Here is a 20,647-nt window from a genome sequence, read left to right as displayed (position 1 = left end):
TGGAATGTTGAGATGGCTGACTGCAGGCGAATCCCACGGCGAAGCGCTGACCGGGATCATTGAAGGGCTTCCCGCCCATGTACCGATCACCAGGGACGATATTCGAGCGAGCCTGGCTCGCCGCCGACTCGGCTATGGCCGCGGCGCACGAATGAAGTTCGAAGCCGACGAGGTGCGTCTCCTCGGCGGCGTCCGACACGGGCAGACCCTGGGCTCACCGGTGGCGATCGAGGTCGGCAACACCGAATGGCCGAAATGGGAATCCGTGATGAACCCGGACCCCGTCGACGCCTCCGAACTCGAAGGACTGGCACGCAACGCCCCGCTGACCCGTCCGCGCCCCGGGCATGCCGATATCGTCGGAATGCAGAAATACGGCTTCGACGAAGCCCGCCCCGTGCTCGAGCGCGCCTCGGCACGTGAGACCGCGATGCGCGTGGCACTGGGCACTGTCGCCGCGAAGTTCCTCGGCGAACTGGGCATCACCCTCGTGTCCCACACCGTGGCCATCGGCGGAGCCGAACACTCGGCCGATGCGCTGCCCGCACTGCCGACCGCGGCCGATGTCGAGGCCCTGGATGCCGATCCTGTCCGCTGCTTCGACGCGGACCTCTCGGCGGCGATGGTCACCGAGATCGACGCGGCGAAGAAGGCCGGGGACACCCTCGGCGGAGTCGTCGAAGTCCTCGCCTACGATCTGCCTCCTGGACTCGGCTCCCACGTGCACTGGGACCGTCGTCTCGACTCCCGCCTGGCCGGTGCCCTCATGGGCATCCAGGCGATCAAGGGAGTCGAGGTCGGAGACGGATTCCTCACCACGAAGCGTCCCGGCTCGCGCGCCCATGACGAACTTGAAGTCGGACCCGACGGATTCCGCCGCACGAGCAACCGCGCCGGCGGCACCGAAGGCGGAATGTCGACCGGCGGACCGCTGCGTGTGCGGGCGGGAATGAAGCCGATCGCCACGGTGCCGCGCGCCCTGGCGACGGTCGACGTCGAAACCGGCGAGGCCGCCAAGGCGAACCACCAGCGCTCCGACGTGTGCGCGGTGCCCGCCTCGGGCGTCGTCGCCGAAGCCATGGTGGCACTCGTGCTCGCCGAGGCGGTCGTCGAGAAGTTCGGCGGAGACTCCGTTGCCGAGACGAAGCGGAACCTGGACGCCTATGTCGCGGCCATTCCGGAGAACCTCCGCATCGGACGATGAACCACACCCCGCTGCCCAAACCGGTTCCGCCCCTGGAACCGGTCCCCGCCGCGCTTTCGCGCATCGTGCTCTCCGGTCCGCCGGCGGCAGGGAAATCGACGATCGGTCGGCTGCTGGCCGACCGGCTCGGTCTGCCGCTGACGGACACGGACGCGAACATCGTCGACAAGTACGGGGTGATCTCGGAGATCTTCGTCGAACGGGGCGAAGATCACTTCCGACGCATCGAACGAGAGGTCGTGCGCAGAGCGCTGCGTCGGCTGCTTGATCGGCCGGGCATCGTCTCCCTGGGCGGGGGAGCGATCCTCAACCCCGGCACCCGGGCACAGCTGAAGCACCCGGCGATCAAGGTCGTGCACATCGATATCGACGTCGAGACCGTCGCACAGCGGCTGACCGCCCCGCACCGGCCGCTGCTGCGCGGTGCGGGAAGCCCGGTGGAGAACTGGCTGGCGCTGGTCAACGAGCGCGAACCGCTCTACGAACAGGTCGCGACCTTCCGCGTCCAGGCCTCGAACTCACCGCCGTCGACGGTGGTCAACCGGGTCGTCGACGTCCTCACCGGTCTGCAGCGTGCCGAAGAGTACGCGAAATACGCCCATTCCGATGAGGGTGGACCCCAATCCGCGGACTGAGATATCCGTGACCTTCGGCGAACCCGCGTCGCCACGGCGACTCAGCGAGGACTAGGCTGGGCCTGATATGACTTCGAATGATCAGGAAGACGGACGAATGAGCCTCACACGCATCAATGTGGACGCCGGCGGGAACTACCCCGTCCTCGTCGGCCAGGGACTGCTCGGCGAACTGCCCGAGCTGCTCGGAAACCGCGTCGAGAAGGTCCTCGTCATCCACCCGCGCGCCCTGCGCACCACCGGTGAGACCGTTCGTGACGACCTGGCCGCGGCCGCCTCGAGGCCGTGGCCGCGGAGATCCCCGACGCCGAAGAGGCCAAGCACGTCCAGGTGGCCGCGTTCTGCTGGCAGGTCCTCGGACAATCCGATTTGACCCGCACCGACGCCATCGTCACCGTCGGCGGGGGAGCGGTGAGCGACCTCGGCGGATTCGTCGCCGCCACCTGGCTGCGCGGAATCAAGGTCATCCACATCCCCACCACCGTCCTCGGCATGGTCGATGCTTCCGTCGGCGGCAAGACCGGAATCAACACCGCCGAAGGCAAGAACCTCGTCGGCTCCTTTCACGCACCCGCCGGAGTCCTCGTCGACCTCGACACGCTCGGGACTCTGCCGGAGAACGAACTGTTCACCGGACTCGCCGAGGTGGTCAAGACGGGATTCATCGCCGACCCCGCGATCCTCGATCTGGTGTCGAACCACTCGAAGGACGAGATCGCCGATGTGCACGGTCCGGTGCTGCGCGAACTCATCGAACGTTCCATCCGTGTCAAAGCCGACGTCGTCTCCGGCGATTTCAAGGAATCCGGACGTCGGGAGATCCTCAACTACGGCCACACCCTCGGCCATGCGATCGAGCACAAGGAGCGCTACCAGTGGCGCCACGGCGCCGCCGTGTCGGTGGGCATGGTCTTCGCCGCCGAGGTGGCGTCGATGATCAAGAGCCTGCCCTACGAGGTCGTCGACCTCCACCGCGAACTGCTCGGCAAGCTGGGGCTGCCCGTCGGCTACCGCTCCGACGTCTGGCCGCAGCTGCTGGACACGATGAAGAGGGACAAGAAGGCCCGCGGAGCGATGTTGCGGATGGTGCTCCTCAGCGACATCGGCGAGCCCAGCACCGTCGAGATCCCCGATGCCTCCATCCTCTTCACCGCCTACCAGGAGATCGGCGAGGATTCGCCGACGGTTCCCCTCGGCATCGGCATCGGCCTCAACTGATCTCGCCCGGATGGAAGGCTCCCGCTCAATCTTGCTAGACTTGCCCAGTGGCGCGTTCGTCGACCCCGAACCCGGGGCTGAGCGGCGCGTACTGCCGACTGCGATCACCATTCGGTGATCAGGACTGAACCGAAGAAGGACGAATTAGTGGCGACAACGAACGACCTGAAGAACGGCCTTGTGCTCAACCTCGACAACCACCTGTGGCAGGTGCTGGAATTCCAGCACGTCAAGCCCGGTAAGGGTCCGGCGTTCGTTCGCACCAAGCTCAAGAGCGTGACGACCGGCAAGATCATCGACAAGACCTTCAACGCCGGCACCAAGGTCGAGACCGCGAATGTCGACCGTCGCGATATGCAGTACCTCTACCATGACGGCACCGACTACGTGTTCATGGACTCCCAGGACTACGATCAGGTCAACATCTCCGCAGAGCTCGTCGGCGACGCCGCGAACTACATGCTCGAGAACCAGGACCTGCAGATCTCCTTCCACGAAGGCACCCCGCTGTCTGTGGAGCTCCCGCCGTCTGTGGAACTGACCATCACCCACACCGAACCCGGACTCCAGGGCGACCGTTCGACCGGCGGTTCGAAGCCGGCGACGCTCGAGACCGGCTACGAGATCCAGGTGCCCCTGTTCCTCGAAGAGGGCGTCAAGGTCAAGGTCGACACCCGCAGCGGCGACTACCTCGGTCGCGTCAAGTAAGTGGCATCGGCACGTACCCGAGCCCGTCGCCGGGCTCTCGAGCTGCTCTTCGAAGCCGGGCAGCGTCGGCTGGCCATGGATGAACTCGTCACCATGCGGTCGAACGATCCCGACTATCCGATGAAGGAATACGCGGTCGAGATCGTCAAGGGCATCACCGAGAAGCAGGCGGAGATCGACGAGATCATCTCCACCTACTCAGAAGGTTGGACCCTGGATCGGATGCCGGCCGTCGACCGGTCGCTGCTGGAGATCGGAACCTGGGAGATGCTGTTCAACGACGAGGTACCCGACAAGGTGGCCATCGACGAGGCCGTGTCCCTGGCCCGACAGTTCTCCACAGATGACTCTCCCGGATTCGTCTCGGGGCTGCTCTCCCGCATCCTCGACGTCAAACCGACACTCATCTGAGCCGGCGGGTCCGGATTCCGGACCCGCCCTCCGGTCGGCATCCCACCGGGTCTACAATCGAATCGAACCACTCCTTTAACCACCGTCCAGAGAGGCGGAGAAGGGGAAATATGACACAGCGAACAGTGCTGGACGCCCCCGATATCTCGCGGGCGATCACCCGCATCGCGCACGAGATCATCGAATCCAACAAGGGCAGCGACGACCTCGTCCTCTTAGGCATCCCACGCCGCGGAGTCCCGCTGGCCCACCGACTCGCCGAGGCGATCGCATCCATCTCCGGGCAGCCGGAGACCGCATCCGAACTCGCCGGCAGCCTCGACATCACGATGTACCGCGACGATCTGCGCGGCGGCTCCTACCGGGCACCCGAACCCACCTCCATCCCGACCGCGGGAATCGATGCGAAGACCGTCGTCCTCGTCGACGATGTGCTCTTCTCCGGACGCACCATCCGCGCCGCTCTCGATGCTCTCGCCGATGTCGGTCGCCCCGCTAAGGTCCGCCTCGCGGTCCTCGTCGACCGCGGTCACCGGGACCTGCCGATCCGCGCCGACCATGTGGGCAAGAACCTGCCGACGTCGAGCAGCGAACGCGTCAACGTCGCTCTCACCGAAATCGACGGTGACGACTCCGTGAGCATCTCGGGAGGCCGCGAATGAAGCATCTGCTCGACACCACTTCGCTCAGCCGAGACGATGCCATCGGCATCCTCGACATCGCCGAGGAGATGACCCTCGTGTCCGAACGAGAGGTCAAGAAGCTGCCCGTGCTGCGCGGACGTACCGTGGTCAACCTGTTCTTCGAAGATTCCACGCGCACCCGGCTGTCCTTCGAAGCCGCAGCCAAACGGCTCTCGGCCGATGTTCTCAACTTCTCCGCGAAGGGCTCGTCAGTATCGAAGGGCGAGAGCCTCCAGGACACCATCCAGACGATCTCGGCCATGGGCGCCGACGCCATCGTCGTCCGCCACTCGGGGGCCGGCACCGCCCACCGTCTCGCTCACACCGGGTGGATCGACGTCCCCGTCGTCAACGCCGGCGACGGCACCCACGAACATCCGACCCAGGCACTGCTCGACGCCTTCACCCTGCGCCGGGCCTTGGCCGGTGTTCCCGCCTCGGGGCCGGTGTCCGGGGGACCGCGCGGCCAGGGACTGGACGGCGCGAAGGTCGCTATCGTCGGAGACATCCTGCACTCCCGTGTGGCCCGGTCGAACGTCCACCTGCTCGCCCGCCTCGGCGCCGACGTCCATCTCATCGCCCCGCCCACCCTCCTGCCGTGGGGAGTGGAGAACTGGCCGGTGACCGTTCACTTCGACTTCGATTCGGCGCTGAGCACCGAGGACTTCGCCGCCGTGATGATGCTGCGGGTCCAGCAGGAGAGGATGCACGAGTCCTTCTTCCCCAACGAACGCGAATACGCCCGCCTGTGGGGACTGAGCGCGGCCCGGCTGGCCGACCTGCCGGAGTCGACCTTCATCATGCACCCGGGCCCCATGAACCGCGGTTTCGAGATCTCCGCTGCCGCAGCGGATTCACCCCGCGCCCTCGTCCTCGACCAAGTCGAGAACGGAGTGAGCGTGCGCATGGCGGTCCTCTACCGTCTGCTGACCGGTCAGGAGGAGACCAATGACTGATTACCTCATCCGCGGAGCCGACGTCCTCGGACGCGGAGTCGCCGATACCGCGATCCAGGACGGACGCATCGTCGATCCCGAGCTGCTGGGCGCAGGCGAATATGAGACCGTCGAGGGCGCGGGCCTCGTGGCGCTGCCCGGATTCGTCGACATGCACACCCACCTGCGCGAACCGGGCAAAGAGGACGCCGAGACGGTGCTCACCGGATCCCGTTCGGCGGCATCGGGCGGATTCACCTGTGTCCATGCCATGGCCAACACCGCTCCCGTGGCCGACACCGCAGGAGTCGTCGAACAGGTCCACCGCCTCGGCCGCGCCGCCGGATTCACCGAGGTCGTCCCCGTCGGTGCCGTGACCACCGGTCTCGAAGGCCGGCAGCTCGCCGAACTCGGGGCCATGGCACGCTCGGGTGCCCGCGTGCGGATGTTCTCCGACGACGGCATCTGCGTGTCCGATCCGCTGCTCATGCGCCGCGCCCTCGAATACGTCAAAACCTTCGACGGAATCATCGCCCAGCACGCACAGGAACCGCGCCTGACCGAAGGCGCACAGATGAATGAGGGAACGGTCTCGGCCGAACTCGGTCTGCCCGGCTGGCCCGCGGTCGCCGAGGAGTCGATCATCGCCCGCGATGTGCTCCTGGCCGAACACGTCGGGTCCCGGCTGCACGTCTGCCATGTGTCCACGGCCGGCAGCGTCGACCTCATCCGCTGGGCCAAGGCCCGGGGGATCGCCGTGACCGCCGAGGTGACGCCGCACCATCTCATGCTCACCGACGAACTCGTGCGCACCTTCGACCCCGTGTACAAGGTCAACCCGCCGCTGCGCACCGATGAGGACGTGCAGGTGCTCCGGGCCGCCCTGGCAGATGGCACGATCGACGTCGTCGGCACCGACCATGCCCCACACACCGCCGAACACAAATGCAGCGAATGGACCGCAGCGGCCATGGGCATGGTCGGCATGGAGTCCGCGCTGTCCATCGTCGTCGCCGCCATGGCCGAACACGACTTCGACTTCGGCGATGTGGCCCGTGTGATGTCTTCGGCCCCGGCCCGCATCACCGGCGCCTCCGGACACGGCAGCCTCGAGGTCGGGGCCAGTGCGAACATCGTCCTCGTCGACCCGGCCGCACCGCACCGCATCGAACCCGGCGACCACGCCACGAAGGGACGCAACAACCCCTTCGCCGGCGTCGAGGTGACCGCGAAGGTCACCGACACCTTCTTCTACGGCCACCGGGTCTTGGCCGCAGGGTCACTCACCACACCCCACCCGGCAGGAGCAACATGGACACCACAGTAGGCACACTCATCGTCGCCGCAGTCATCCTCGTCGTGATCGTCGCGATCGCCTGGGGATGGAGCCGACGCAAACAGTCCCAGTCAGAGGTCGCCACCCCGCCGAAGCCCCATATGGGCATCAAAGCCGTGTCCGAACCTGTCGAAGGCTCCTACGTGTCGACGACGAAGGCCGGCCATCCGCTCGAACGCGTCGCCGTCCACGGTCTGGGCATCCGCACCACCGGTGAACTCGTCGTCACCGACGGGGGAGTGATCATGGACCTGGCCGGACGCGAGGACTTCCTCATCCCGCGCCGCGACATCGTCTCCGTGGACACCACGAACGGGATGATCGGGAAGTTCGTCGAACGCGGAGGCATCATCCGCATCACCTGGCACCTCGGCGACACCCTCGTCGACACGGGCTTCCGCGCCCGCTACGCCGCATCCACCACCCCCACCGTCGACCGCATCCGCGAAATGATCGAAGAGGCACAATGAGCTTTTCAACCACCCCCGCCGTCCTCGTCCTCGAAGACGGCCGGACCTTCCACGGATCCGCCTACGGACACCTCGGCGAGACCACCGGTGAGGCCGTGTTCGTCACCGCCATGTCCGGCTACCAGGAGACGCTGACCGACCCGTCGTACCACCGACAGATCATCATCCAGGCCGCTCCGCACATCGGCAACACCGGCATCAACCGCACCGATGACGAATCCGCCCAGATCTGGGCCGCCGGCTACGTCGTCCGCGACGCCTCCCGGATCTCATCGAACTGGCGGTCCGAAGGTGACCTCGTCGATTGGCTGACCGAGTCCGGGATCGTCGGAATCTCCGACGTCGACACCCGAGCCCTGACCCGACATCTGCGCGACAAGGGCGCCATGCGCGTGGGCATCTTCTCCGGACCCGCCGCCGAGGCGCCCGAATCCGAGCTGCTCGCCCGTGTCCAGGCCTCCCCGCAGATGGCGGGAGCCAACCTCGTCGACGAAGTCTCGCTCACCGAACCCACGCTCATCCCCGCGAAGGGGGAGAAGAGGTTCAGCGTCGCCGCCGTCGACCTCGGCATCAAATCGATGACCCCCGAACGACTGAGCGAACGCGGAATCGACGTCCACCTGCTGCCGTCGTCGATCAGCTTCGAAGAGATCCGAGCCCTGGGCGTCGACGGAGTCTTCTTCTCCAACGGTCCCGGCGACCCCGCCACCGCAGACGACCAGGTCGAACTGCTGCGCGCCGTCCTCGACGCGGGCCTGCCGTTCTTCGGCATCTGCTTCGGCAACCAGCTGCTCGGTCGGGCACTGGGCTTCGGCACCTATAAGCTGCCCTTCGGCCACCGCGGCATCAACGTGCCCGTGCTGGACCGGACCACCGGAAAGGTCGAGATCACCTCGCAGAACCACGGCTTCGCCGTCGACGCACCGCTTAAGGGCGAGACCATCGCTCCGCACAAGGCCGACTACGGCCGGGTGACCGTCTCCCACGTGTGCCTCAACGACGATGTCGTCGAGGGACTCGCCTGCCTCGACATACCCGCCTTCTCCGTCCAATTCCACCCCGAGGCTGCGGCCGGCCCGCACGATTCGAGCTATCTGTTCGATCGCTTCGTCGACCTCATGTCCGCTTCCCAGGCCGATTCGGCTGCCCAGGCCTAAGGAGAACACCCCATGCCACTGAGACAAGACCTCAACTCCGTCCTCGTCATCGGCTCCGGCCCCATCGTCATCGGCCAGGCCTGCGAATTCGACTACTCGGGCACTCAGGCCTGCCGTGTGCTGCGCTCCGAGGGCCTGCGCGTCATCCTCATCAACTCGAACCCGGCGACGATCATGACCGACCCGGACATCGCCGACGCCACCTATGTCGAGCCCATCGACCCGGAGGTCATCGAGACGATCATCGAGAAGGAGCGCCCCGATGCGCTCCTGCCCACCCTCGGCGGACAGACCGCGCTCAATGCGGCCATTGCGCTGCACGACTCCGGAGTGCTCGAGAAGTACGGCGTCGAACTCATCGGCGCCGACGTCGATGCCATCCAGCGCGGTGAGGACCGTCAGAAGTTCAAAGACATCGCCGAAGCCTGCGGCGCCGAGGTGGCCAGATCGGCCATCTGCCACACCCTCGACGAAGCCCTGGCCGCCGCCGAGGAGCTCAACTACCCGGTCGTCGTCCGCCCCTCGTTCACCATGGGCGGCCTCGGTTCGGGCATGGCCTACGACGAAGCCGATCTGCGCCGCATCGCCGGCGCCGGACTGTCCGATTCCATCACCCACGAGGTGCTGCTCGAGGAATCGATCCTCGGATGGAAGGAATACGAACTCGAGCTCATGCGCGACAACAAGGACAACGTCGTCGTCGTGTGCTCGATCGAGAACGTCGACCCCGTCGGTGTGCACACTGGTGACTCGATCACCGTGGCCCCGGCACTGACCCTGACCGACCGGGAATACCAGTCGATGCGCGATATCGGCATCGCCATCATCCGCGCCGTCGGCGTGGACACCGGCGGCTGCAACATCCAGTTCGCCGTCGATCCCAAGACCGGACGCATCATCACCATCGAGATGAACCCGCGCGTGTCCCGGTCCTCCGCGCTGGCGTCGAAGGCCACGGGCTTCCCGATCGCCAAGATGGCGGCGAAGCTCGCCGTCGGCTACTCGCTCGACGAGATCCCCAACGACATCACGAAGGTCACCCCGGCCAGCTTCGAACCGACGCTGGACTATGTGGTCGTGAAGATCCCGCGCTTCACCTTCGAGAAGTTCCCGGCCGCGGACCCGACCCTGACGACGACGATGAAATCCGTCGGCGAAGTCATGGCGCTGGGCCGCAACTTCACCACGGCCCTGCAGAAGGCGATGCGCTCGCTCGAGCAGAAGGACGCCTCCTTCAGCTGGGCCGACCTGCCCGACGTGACCGATGACGACGTCCGCGAATCCGTGCTCGAGGCCATCTCGCATGCCACCGCTGACCGCATCCACTCCGTCCAGCGCGGACTCGCCGCCGGACTGAGCGCGGAAGAGGTATTCGACGCCTGTGAGATCGACCCCTGGTACCTCGACCAGATCCAGCTCATCAACGAGGTGGCCGCGTACATCCGCGACGCCGACGAACTCGATGCCCAGGTGCTCAAGGTCGCGAAGAACCACGGATTCTCCGACGCGCAGATCGCGGGGCTGCGCAGCCTCGAGACAAGCGTCGTCACCGGCATCCGCCACGCCCTGCGCGTGCGCCCGGTGTTCAAGACGGTCGATACCTGCGCCGGCGAATTCGAGGCGAAGACCCCCTACCACTACTCGAGCTACGACTCCGAGACCGAGGTCATGCCGCGCGACCGCCCGGCCGTGATCATCCTCGGCTCCGGTCCGAACCGGATCGGACAGGGCATCGAGTTCGACTACTCGTGCGTGCACGCCACCATGGCGATCGGGTCGGCCGGATTTGAGACCATCATGGTCAACTGCAACCCGGAGACCGTGTCGACCGACTACGACACCGCAGACCGTCTGTACTTCGAGCCCCTGACCTTCGAAGACGTCATGGAGGTCTACCACGCCGAGCTCGCCGCCGGCGAGGTCCTCGGAGTCGTGTGCACCCTCGGCGGCCAGACCCCGCTGGGCCTGGCCGACAAGCTCAAGGCAGCCGGCGTGCCGGTGCTGGGCACCCAGCCCGAAGCCATCGACCTGGCCGAGGACCGCGGAGAATTCGGCGCAGTCCTCGACCGGGCCGGACTCACCGCACCCAAGCACGGCACCGCGGTGACCGCGGGCGAAGCCGCAGCGATCGCCGAGAACATCGGCTACCCGGTGCTCGTGCGTCCCTCCTACGTCCTCGGCGGACGCGGAATGCAGATCGTCTACGACCGCACCCAGCTGCTCGACTACATGGCCAGCGCCACGGAGATCTCGACCGATCGTCCGGTCCTCGTCGACCGGTTCCTCGAAGACGCCATCGAGATCGACGTCGACGCCCTCTTCGACGGAAATGAGGTCTACATCGGCGGAATCATGGAGCACATCGAGGAGGCCGGAATCCACTCCGGCGACTCCGCGTGTGTGCTGCCCTCGCTGACCCTGGGCGAGGATGTGCTCGAGCGCGTCCGTCAGGGCACGAAGGCCATCGCCGAGGGTGTGGGTGTGCGCGGACTGCTCAACATCCAGTTCGCGATCGCCGCCGATGTCCTCCACGTCATCGAAGCCAATCCGCGTGCCTCACGGACCGTGCCCTTCGTCTCGAAGGCGACGTCGACTCAGCTGGCCAAGGCCGCGGCGCTCATCGCCGTTGGCCGCACGATCGACGATCTGCGCGGTGATCTGCTGGCCGAAGAAGGCGACGGCTCGACCCTGCCGCTCGACCATCCGATCGCCGTCAAGGAGGCGGTCCTGCCGTTCCGTCGGTTCACCACCGTCGAAGGCAAGATCGTCGACTCGATCCTCGGGCCGAGATGCGCTCGACCGGTGAGGTCATGGGCATCGACCACAACTTCCCGACCGCGTTCGCGAAGGGCCTCCTCGGCGCCGGAGTGAAGCTGCCGACCTCGGGCACGGTGTTCGTCTCGGTGGCCGATCGGGACAAGCGCGCCATGGTGCTGCCGGTCAAGGAACTCGTCGATATGGGCTTCGACGTCGTTGCGACCACCGGCACCGCGGCCGTGCTCTCCCGCTACGGGATCAAGACCACGCAGGTGCACAAGCACTTCGAGGCCGACGCCGAGGACCGAACTGTCATCGACTACCTCACGGCCGGCACCATCGACATGGTCATCAACGTGCCCTCGGGCCGGCAGGAACGTGCCGACGGCTATGAGATCCGCGCCGCCGCGACCGCGAACTCCGTCCCGCTGATCACGACGCTGGCCGAATTCGCCGCCGCCGTGACCTCCCTCGAGGTTATCCGGGACTCGAAGTTCGACGTGCGCAGTCTGCAGGACTGGAGCGCCTGATGTTCGGCACCCGGCTGGCGGCCGCCATGGACGAGCACGGACCGCTGTGTGTGGGCATCGACCCGCACGAGCATCTTCTGTCCTCCTGGGGGCTGCCGGCCACCGCCGCAGGCGTCCGGGAGTTCGCCCTGCGCACGGTCTCCGAACTCAAGGGCTCGGTGGCCGCGGTGAAACCGCAGTCCGCGTTCTTCGAACAGTACGGCTCCGCCGGAGTCGCCGCTCTCGAAGAGACCCTGGCCGCGGCCGGGGACGCCGGACTGCTCACCGTCCTCGACATCAAACGCGGCGATATCGGGTCGACCATGGGCGCCTATGCGAAGGCCTACCTCGACCCCGCCTCGGCGCTGGCCGCGGATTCGATCACGGTCTCGCCCTACCTCGGGTTCGGCGCCCTGGAACCGGCCTTCGAGCTCGCGGCCGCTCATGGCAAGGGCATATTCGTCCTTGCGCTGACCTCGAACCCGGAAGGCACCGAAGTCCAGCACGCCGTGCGAGACGGCGATTCGGTGGCGGGGTCGATCGTGTCCCGCGTACGGGCGCGCAACGCTCAGGCACTGGGGACGAACGAGGAGCTCGGTCCCTTCGGGCTCGTCGTCGGAGCGACCATCGGCACGGCCGCACGAGACCTCGGCTTCGACCCCAGCGACTGCGGGGGACCGATCCTCGCCCCGGGTGTCGGCGCACAGGGCGCCGGTCTGCCCGAGCTGCGCGCGGTCTTCGGCGACCGAGCCCTGACGTCGGGACAGGTGCTCGCCACCGCGTCCCGGGCCGTACTCGGTGCCGGACCCGATGGTCTGGCTGATGCGGCAGCCGCGCTCAATCGTGAGCTGACGGCAGCGGTCTGAGCACCGGTGTGCCGACCGCAGGTCGGTCCGTGGTCGCCCGAATCGGTGGTCGTTCGACGGGTGGAATCCGGCTCGCCGTGCCACAAATTTCGGCTCATATCGCCTCTCGGCAGGGATTTTGTCTTAGACTGAGACAACTTCCCTACCTGCCCGTTCATGGTGACAGAGGAGACAAAGTGGCACTCGAACCGTTGACCCCGCAACAGCGTTCCGCTGCGTTGGACAAAGCGTTCAAGGCGCGTCAGGCACGAGCCGAAGTCAAGTCGGCGCTGAAGACCGGCGATACCGATCTCGCGGCCGTGCTCAAGAAGGCGGCAGACGACGAAGCACTCGCGAAGATGCGTGTGCTCGATCTGCTCAGGGCTCTGCCCGGAGTCGGCGACCGGCGAGCCGAGGCCGCCATGGAAGAGGTCGGCATCGCCACCTCCCGGCGGATCAAGGGTCTGGGCGTGCACCAGAAGTCCGCGCTGTTGGAGAAATATTCCTGAGTGTGACAACCTCAGATCTGTGAATAATCGACTCACCGTCCTCGCGGGTCCGACCGCCGTCGGAAAAGGCACCATCAGCACCTATATTCGGCAGAACCACCCCGAGGTCTGGTTCTCCGTGTCGGCCACGACCAGGCCCCGGCGCCCCGGAGAGATCGATGGTGTCCATTATCACTTCCTCACCGACGACGCCTTCGACGCCCTCATCGCCGAGGGCCGGCTGCTCGAATACGCCGTCGTCCACGGACGCCACCGGTACGGCACACCCTCGGCGCCGGTGGAGGAGAAGCTCGAACAGGGGATTCCAGCGCTGCTCGAGATCGACCTGCAGGGCGCCCGCCAGGTCAAAGAGAAGATGCCCGACGCCCGCTTCGTCTTCCTCGCCCCGCCCAGCTGGGAGGAACTCGTCTCCCGACTGACCGGTCGCGGCACCGAAACGGAGGAGGAGCAGGAACGGCGCCTGGTCACCGCGAAACGCGAATTGGCCGCGGAATCGGAGTTCGACGTGACCATCGTGAACGACCACGTTCGCACTGCGGCCGAAGAACTCCTATCATTGATGGGTATATCCACCTCCGATTAGATGGGAATCTCCTTGCCCGCACAGCCTGAAGGCATCACTAATCCTCCGATCGACGATCTGCTCAACGTCACCGGTTCGAAGTACGAACTGGTCTCGATCGCGGCAAAGCGCGCCCGTCAGATCAACTCCTACTACGCCCAGCTGCAGGAGGGACTGCTCGAGAACGTCGGTCCGCTCGTCACGCCCGGCACCAACGAGAAGCCTCTGTCGATCGCTCTGCGTGAGGTCAACGAGTCGAAGATCGTCGCCCGCGAGGTCTCCGAAGCCGACTTCATCCAGGCCGCACCCGAGGCCGAAGCGACCGCTCCCGTGAGCAACGACGGCGCGATCGACTTCAGCGACCAGTGAGAATCGTACTCGGCGTCGCCGGTGGGATCGCCGCCTACAAGGCGGCACACATCATCCGGCGACTCCGGGAGCTCGACCACAGCGTCAAGGTCGTGCCCACGGCCAACGCGCTGAAATTCATCGGCGGCCCCACCCTCGAAGCCCTGTCCGGGCAGACGGTGACCACCGACGTCTTCGACGAGATCGACACCGTCAACCATGTCCGGATCGGGCAGGAGGCCGAACTCGTCATCATCGCCCCGGCGACCGCCGATCTCATCGCGAAGATCGCCGCCGGACGGGCAGACGATCTGCTCACCGCCTCCGTGCTCACCACCACCGCCGAGGTGGTCGTGGCCCCGGCCATGCACACGGAGATGTGGCTCAATCCCGCCACCGTGGCCAATATCGCAACCTTGCGCTCCCGCGGCATCCACGTCCTCGACCCTGCTGTCGGACGCCTCACAGGACCCGATTCCGGTCCCGGACGCCTGCCGGAGCCCGAAGACATCGTCGACTATGCACTCTCGGTCAAGAACGCCTCCGCGAACGATCCCGTGAGCACGGCATCCGACCTGCGCGGTGACCTGTCCGGCCGCCGCATCGTCATCAGCGCCGGCGGCACCCGAGAGCCGCTCGACCCCGTCCGCTTCCTCGGCAACCGCTCCTCGGGCAAACAGGGCATCGCCCTGGCAAAGGCGGCCCATGCCGCCGGCGCCCACGTCGAACTCGTCGCCGCGAACATCGATACCGGACTGCTGTCGGGACTGCCCAGTGACATCACGATCACCCAGGTCGAATCCACCCTGGAGCTGCAGGAGGCGATGCACTCGGCCCAGATGCGCGCCGATGCCATCATCATGGCCGCCGCAGTCGCCGACTACCGACCCGCCGAGACCACGGACTCGAAGATGAAGAAGTCCGGAGACGAAGGGCTCACCCTGCGGCTCGTGCAGAACCCGGACATCCTGCGCGGTCTCGTCGACGAGCGCAGTCGGCAGACCGGCCTTCGCGAGCAGATCATCGTCGGATTCGCCGCCGAGACCGGTGACGCCGGCACAACCGCCCTCGATTACGCACGGTCCAAATTCCAACGCAAGGGCGTCGACCTGCTCGTGTTCAACGACGTCTCCGACGACCGTGCCTTCGGCCACGACGACACCATGGTCCAGATCATCTCCGCCGAGCACGGTGACATCGCCGTCGGCGAGGAATTCCACGGGTCGAAGGACCACGTTTCACAAAAGGTCATCGCGGCCGTGTCCGACCAGTTCACCCACGTAGAATCGACAACGTGACACACACAAATCTGCGTTTCTTCTCATCCGAGTCCGTCACCGAGGGACATCCCGACAAGATCTGCGACCAGATCAGCGATGCGGTGCTCGACGACCTGCTCCGTCAGGACCCCAACGCCAAAGTGGCCGTGGAGACCATGGTCACCACCGGACTCGTCCACGTCGCCGGTGAGGTGAATACTGCCGCCTATGCCGATGTCGCCGGAATCGTGCGCAGCCTCATCACCGGAATCGGCTACGACTCCTCGGACACCGGCTTCGACGGACATTCCTGCGGAGTCTCCGTGTCCATCGGCAGCCAGTCCACGGACATCCACTCCGGTGTGACGAACCCGTTGGACTTCCGCGAAGCGGTCGAATCCTCCGACCACGGTACGAGCCTCGGCGCCGGAGACCAGGGGCTGATGTTCGGCTATGCCGACAACTCCACCGACGTGCTCATGCCCCTGCCCATCCACCTGGCCTCCCGGATGGCCGAGCAGCTCTCAGAGGTGCGCAAGTCCGGTCGCCTCGACTACCTGCGCCCCGACGGCAAGACGCAGCTGACCTTGGGCTACGACGGGGACGAAGCCGTATCGATCGAGAACGTCGTCGTCTCCACCCAGCACTCGGCGGACACCAGCCAGTCCCAGCTGCACACTGAGATCAAGGAACTCGTCATCGATCCGGTGATCGCGAATTCCGGTCTCGACACCTCGGGCGCGAACATCCACATCAACCCCGCCGGTCCCTTCGTCACGGGCGGGCCGATGGGCGATGCCGGTCTGACCGGGCGGAAGATCATCGTCGACACCTACGGCGGATTCTCCCGCCACGGAGGCGGTGCGTTCTCCGGCAAGGATCCGTCGAAGGTCGACCGCTCCGCGGCCTACGCGATGCGCTGGGTGGCGAAGAACGTCGTCGCCGCCGGTCTCGCCGACCGTGCCGAAGTGCAGGTGTCCTATGCGATCGGACGTGTCGACCCGATGGGCCTGTACGTCGAGACCTTCGGAACCGAGAAGGTCGATCCGAATGCGATCTCCCGAGCCATCCGCGAGGTCTTCGACCTGCGCCCGGCCATGATCATCCAGGAACTCGATCTGCTGCGCCCGATCTACTCGCAGACCTCGACCTACGGCCACTTCGGCCGCGAACTTCCCGACTTCACCTGGGAGGTCACGGACCGCGCCGAGGATCTGCTGCGCGCCGTGTCCTCCAACTAGTCTGCCGTCGGCGTGGACGAACCCCTCCCGATCGACACCGGAACCTCGGCTGAGGGCCAGGTGCCCCTGGCCCCGACCGATCCGGTCGCCCGTGTGCTCATCGACCATCCCGTCCCGCACCTGGCGCGCACCTTCGACTATGCGGTCCCGGAGAAGCTCGCCGAGGCGGCCCTGCCCGGTGTGCGCGTGCGGGTGAAATTCGCAGGGAAGCTGCGTGACGGCTATCTGCTCGAACGCGTCGATTCCTCGGAGCACATCGGGCCGTTGGCGACGATCCAACGCATCAGCGGACCCATCCAGGTGCTCAGTGAGGATCTGCTCGCACTGAGCGAAGCCGTTGCGCGTCGCTACGGCGGCACGCTCGCCGATGTGCTGCGCCTGGCCATCCCGCCGCGCCATGCCCGCGGGGAGAAAGCCGTGCTCAAGGCGGAGAAGTCCGGGACACCGGCCGATCCAGCCGACGCGAAGACCGAAAACCCCTTAGCAGGACCGGACGACGGTGCGGCGGATGATCCGCAGCTGTTGGGCCGCCTCGGCGAGTGGGTTCTCGCGGCAGGGGAGGAGCCGACGGCCGACGAGCCCTCGGCACCGCCTCGGCGCCGGGCTCTGGCCTGCACTCCCGGGTCGACTCCGGGTCTCAGCTGGATCCGCGCCGGACTCGATGCCGCACGGGCAACCCTCGACGCAGGCCGATCCGTGCTCTGGCTCGTACCCGATCATCGTGAACTCGCCGTGCTCCATGCGGCGCTCACCCACGCCGGGATCGCAGAGGTCTCGGTGCTCAGCGCCGACCAGTCACCGGAGCTGCGATGGCAGGCCTGGCTGCGCGGACTGCTCGGTCACACGAGAGTCACCATCGGCACGCGAGCGGCCGCCTTCGCACCCGTCGCCGATCTCGGGCTCATCATCTGTACCGACGACGCGAACCTCAACTTCCTCGATCAGCACGCCCCGTACCCGCACGCCCGGGAGGTCTGTCTGCTGCGGTCGACGATCGAGGACACCGAACTGCTCTTCGTCTCCACCGACCGCAGCGCCGAAGTGCAGCGGCTCGTCGAAATCGGGTGGCTGGCCGACGTCACACCGGTCGGCCCGGCCAGGCGGCATGCCGCCCCGGTCGTCTTCGTCCCCGACGAGGATCGGGACCCGTTCGCCTGGCAGCGCATCCCCAGCCGGGCCTGGCAGATCATGCGCACGGCCCTGCGCCCGCGTCCCCGCGACGGGGGAGTGCCCGGTCCGGTCCTTGTGCAGGTGCCGCGGTCCGGCTACTATCCGGTCTTCGCCTGCGCCCGCTGCCAGGAAGTCGCCCGCTGCCCCCAATGCCAGGCGACGCTGACCACGCAATCGGAGGTCGGTCCCTTCGCCTGCCGATCCTGCGGGTACCACTCGGAGGCCTTCAGCTGTCTGCGGTGCCGCTCGCACCAGGTGCGGTCGATCGTGCGCGGCCGGGCCCGCACCGTCGAAGAGCTCGCCCGAGCGCTGCCGGACGTCGAGATCGTCGAATCCGGAGGCGACCACATCTCCACCGCACTCGACGAGACCCCGCGACTCGTGGTGGCCACGACGGGGGCCGAACCCTATGTGCTCGGCGGCTACGCCGCGGCGATCCTCCTGGACTCGCTGTGGCCGGGACCGTGGATGCGCTCGATCGACGAAAGCGTGGCCCGTCGACTGCGCGGCGCCTCCCTCGTGCGCTCGCGCGATGACGGCGGAGTCGTCTACCTCGGCGACGAAGACGAACTCATTCGGCAGACCCTGACCGCCTTCGACCCGACGACGTTCATGTCACGGCAGCTGAGCGACCGAAAGGTCCTCGGCTTCCCGCCCTACCGACGGATCATCGAACTCACGGGAGCCGGTGCGGACATCGACGAGGTGATCGGCGAGATCGGCGAAGTCGAGGAGCTCCTGCGCGAAGACGCCGAGGACGGGCAGCGCAGCGTCAGCGCCTACCCGTTCTCCGCCGGAGACCGGGTCGGAACGAGAGTGGCCGAGATCATCGCCTCCCGCTCGGCGAAGAAGCAGCCACAGGTGCGAGTGCACATCGATGATCCCCGGTCGCTGTGACTGACGGTCGAACAAGTAGAATTCCCCGTGTGGATATCGTCTTCGCCGGCACCCCTGATGTCGCAGTTCCCGCCCTCGAGGCCTTAGCCGATTCGGACCATCGGATCCGTGCGGTGCTCACCCGACCCGATGCACCCGTGGGGCGGAAAAGAGTCCTCACACCGTCACCGGTGAAGACCCGCGCCCTCGAACTCGGATTGCCCGTAATCGAGGCCAGTCGACTCCGCGGCGATGTCATCACCCAGCTGCGGGAACTCGCCGTCGACGCCGTTGCAGTCGTCGCCTTCGGAGCTATTGCCGGACCCGCCGCGCTGGCCACCGCACGCCTCGGCTGGTTCAACCTCCACTTCTCCCTGCTGCCCGCCTACCGCGGAGCCGCCCCCGTCCAGCGCGCACTCATCGACGGCGAGACCACCAGCGGAGTCAGCGTGTTCCGCATCGACACGGGCATGGACACCGGCCCCGTGCTGCGCCGACTCGAACTGCCGCTCGATCATCCCGACGTCGCTTCGGCACTCGAGGACTATGCGCGCAGAGGCGCTCCCGAACTCGTCGCTGCCTTCGACGATCTGGCCGCCGGCACCGCTGTGGAGACTCCGCAGTCCGGTGAGTCCAGCCACGCGGAGAAGATCACCGTCAACGATGCCCACCTCGACCTGTCGGCACCCGCAGCCCAGGTCATCGACCGGGCCCGCGGAACCAGTCCCACACCGGGGCCATGGGTGGAACTCGACGGCAAGAGGACGAAGCTCTTCGGGCTCATACCCGCACCCGAGGCGACGGCCTCCGGCCCCGTCGGCGAACTGACGACCTGGCAGCAGCGGCCGGTGCTGCGCTGCGGCGACGGCTGGGTCCGTGTCGAGGAGATCCAACCCTTCGGCAAGCCCCGGATGAATGCGGCCGACTTCCTGCGCGGCCGCGGTGACGTGACCTTCGACCCCTATACCGATGAGGAATCATAAGAGCCATGGCTGAGTCAGCAGACAGAGACCGCCGAGGCGGCAGCCGCGGCCGAGGCGGCCACCGAGGCACCGACCGACGCGGCGGCCACGGCCGCGGCAGAGGCGATCGGGACCGGACAGGTCAGGAACGCGGAACACCGCAGGGTGAACGAACGGGCAAGAACCTGCCGCGGCGCATCGCCTGGGAAGTCCTCCTCGATGTGGCGACGAAGGACGCCTATGCGAACCTGCTGCTGCCGGCCAAACTCTCCCGCACGCATATGGGTGCCCAGGATGCGGCCTTCACGACCGAACTCACTTACGGAGCCCTGCGTCGGCAGAAGTTCTACGATGCGGTCATCGAAATCGCCTCCTCCCGCGCCATCGACAAGATCGATCCCGAACCCCTGGCCGCGATGCGCCTCGGCGCCCACCAGCTGCTGTCGATGCGGGTGCCCAACCATGCGGCACTGTCCGAGACCGTGGCCGTGGTCAAACGCTCGGCTGCGAAGACCGCCGGGTTCGTCAACGCCGTTCTCCGCCGCATCTCCGAAGCCGAACCGGACGTGTGGCTCGACCGGGTGACCGCTGAGACCTCGGAGACGACTCGACTGGCGATCGAACATTCCCATCCCGAATGGGTCGTCCGTGCGCTCACCCAGGCGCTCAAGGGGCACGGCCGCGACGCCGCCGAACTCGAAGCGCTGCTGGCCGCCGACAATGCTCCGGCGAAGGTCGGTGTGACCGCCCTGCCCGGACTCATCGACCGCACCGAACTGCCTGGGGACCCGACTCCGGCTGTCGCCGATCGGCGTCAGCTTGGACACCGCGGTGCCCCGGGACGCGCCGGCC

18 protein-coding genes and 2 pseudogenes are annotated in these 20,647 nt (G+C 66.7%); all 20 read left to right on the top strand.

Features of this window, described 5'->3' with window-relative positions; all coding sequences use genetic code 11:
• Positions 1–4 precede the first annotated feature (4 nt).
• Positions 5–1,204, top strand: a complete 1,200-nt coding sequence (gene aroC / locus AC2W7L_RS11580; protein WP_486004586.1) for a chorismate synthase — start codon at positions 5–7, stop codon at positions 1,202–1,204.
• Complete coding sequence (locus AC2W7L_RS11575) at positions 1,201–1,839, top strand: shikimate kinase (protein ID WP_486004585.1); 639 nt, start codon at positions 1,201–1,203, stop codon at positions 1,837–1,839. Before aroC ends, AC2W7L_RS11575 begins: the two co-directional genes overlap by 4 nt.
• Before the next feature lie 97 nt (positions 1,840–1,936).
• Positions 1,937–3,057, top strand: a pseudogene (gene aroB, locus AC2W7L_RS11570) (3-dehydroquinate synthase).
• 147 nt (positions 3,058–3,204) lie between these two features.
• On the top strand, positions 3,205–3,765 hold the full coding sequence (gene efp / locus AC2W7L_RS11565; protein ID WP_486004584.1) for an elongation factor P: 561 nt from the start codon (positions 3,205–3,207) through the stop codon (positions 3,763–3,765).
• Positions 3,766–4,176 carry a transcription antitermination factor NusB gene (gene nusB, locus AC2W7L_RS11560; protein ID WP_039207417.1) on the top strand — a complete coding sequence of 137 codons (411 nt, stop codon included), beginning with the start codon at positions 3,766–3,768 and terminating at the stop codon, positions 4,174–4,176.
• Between the two features lie 110 nt (positions 4,177–4,286).
• Entirely contained in the window at positions 4,287–4,838 is a 552-nt protein-coding gene (gene pyrR / locus AC2W7L_RS11555) for a bifunctional pyr operon transcriptional regulator/uracil phosphoribosyltransferase PyrR (RefSeq protein WP_486004583.1), read from the top strand.
• The gene (locus AC2W7L_RS11550) at positions 4,835–5,815 is read left to right on the top strand and encodes an aspartate carbamoyltransferase catalytic subunit (protein ID WP_167196588.1); all 981 of its coding nucleotides are present in this window, start codon (positions 4,835–4,837) and stop codon (positions 5,813–5,815) included. Before pyrR ends, AC2W7L_RS11550 begins: the two co-directional genes overlap by 4 nt.
• Positions 5,808–7,121 carry a dihydroorotase gene (locus AC2W7L_RS11545; protein ID WP_486004582.1) on the top strand — a complete coding sequence of 438 codons (1,314 nt, stop codon included), beginning with the start codon at positions 5,808–5,810 and terminating at the stop codon, positions 7,119–7,121. Before AC2W7L_RS11550 ends, AC2W7L_RS11545 begins: the two co-directional genes overlap by 8 nt.
• Positions 7,106–7,600 carry a PH-like domain-containing protein gene (locus AC2W7L_RS11540; protein ID WP_486004581.1) on the top strand — a complete coding sequence of 165 codons (495 nt, stop codon included), beginning with the start codon at positions 7,106–7,108 and terminating at the stop codon, positions 7,598–7,600. Before AC2W7L_RS11545 ends, AC2W7L_RS11540 begins: the two co-directional genes overlap by 16 nt.
• Positions 7,597–8,757, top strand: coding sequence for a glutamine-hydrolyzing carbamoyl-phosphate synthase small subunit (gene carA / locus AC2W7L_RS11535; RefSeq protein WP_486004580.1), 1,161 nt, complete (start codon positions 7,597–7,599; stop codon positions 8,755–8,757). The genes AC2W7L_RS11540 and carA overlap by 4 nt, the downstream gene beginning before the upstream one ends.
• A 12-nt stretch (positions 8,758–8,769) precedes the next feature.
• Positions 8,770–12,044 (top strand): annotated as a pseudogene (gene carB, locus AC2W7L_RS11530) (carbamoyl-phosphate synthase large subunit).
• Entirely contained in the window at positions 12,044–12,889 is an 846-nt protein-coding gene (gene pyrF, locus AC2W7L_RS11525) for an orotidine-5'-phosphate decarboxylase (RefSeq protein WP_167196574.1), read from the top strand. The pseudogene carB and the gene pyrF overlap by 1 nt, the downstream one beginning before the upstream one ends.
• Before the next feature lie 176 nt (positions 12,890–13,065).
• Complete coding sequence (mihF, locus tag AC2W7L_RS11520) at positions 13,066–13,377, top strand: integration host factor, actinobacterial type (protein WP_025777825.1); 312 nt, start codon at positions 13,066–13,068, stop codon at positions 13,375–13,377.
• Positions 13,378–13,396: 19 nt separating this feature from the next.
• Positions 13,397–13,960, top strand: a complete 564-nt coding sequence (gmk, locus tag AC2W7L_RS11515; protein ID WP_486004579.1) for a guanylate kinase — start codon at positions 13,397–13,399, stop codon at positions 13,958–13,960.
• Between the two features lie 12 nt (positions 13,961–13,972).
• Complete coding sequence (gene rpoZ, locus AC2W7L_RS11510; protein WP_228281215.1) at positions 13,973–14,308, top strand: DNA-directed RNA polymerase subunit omega; 336 nt, start codon at positions 13,973–13,975, stop codon at positions 14,306–14,308.
• On the top strand, positions 14,305–15,585 hold the full coding sequence (gene coaBC, locus AC2W7L_RS11505) for a bifunctional phosphopantothenoylcysteine decarboxylase/phosphopantothenate--cysteine ligase CoaBC (RefSeq protein WP_486004578.1): 1,281 nt from the start codon (positions 14,305–14,307) through the stop codon (positions 15,583–15,585). The genes rpoZ and coaBC overlap by 4 nt, the downstream gene beginning before the upstream one ends.
• On the top strand, positions 15,582–16,787 hold the full coding sequence (metK, locus tag AC2W7L_RS11500) for a methionine adenosyltransferase (protein ID WP_486004577.1): 1,206 nt from the start codon (positions 15,582–15,584) through the stop codon (positions 16,785–16,787). The genes coaBC and metK overlap by 4 nt, the downstream gene beginning before the upstream one ends.
• A 12-nt stretch (positions 16,788–16,799) precedes the next feature.
• Complete coding sequence (locus AC2W7L_RS11495) at positions 16,800–18,854, top strand: primosomal protein N' family DNA-binding protein (RefSeq protein WP_486004576.1); 2,055 nt, start codon at positions 16,800–16,802, stop codon at positions 18,852–18,854.
• A gap of 29 nt (positions 18,855–18,883) precedes the next feature.
• Positions 18,884–19,816, top strand: a complete 933-nt coding sequence (gene fmt / locus AC2W7L_RS11490) for a methionyl-tRNA formyltransferase (protein WP_486004575.1) — start codon at positions 18,884–18,886, stop codon at positions 19,814–19,816.
• Positions 19,817–19,821: 5 nt separating this feature from the next.
• A partial coding sequence (locus AC2W7L_RS11485) for a transcription antitermination factor NusB (RefSeq protein ID WP_486004574.1) occupies positions 19,822–20,647 on the top strand: 826 nt, incomplete at its 3' end.

This window comes from Brevibacterium sp. LAARM3_SD1, from assembly GCF_057364765.1.
Note: the sequence above shows the minus strand (reverse complement) of the source record. Positions and strands in the feature narration are given on the sequence as shown.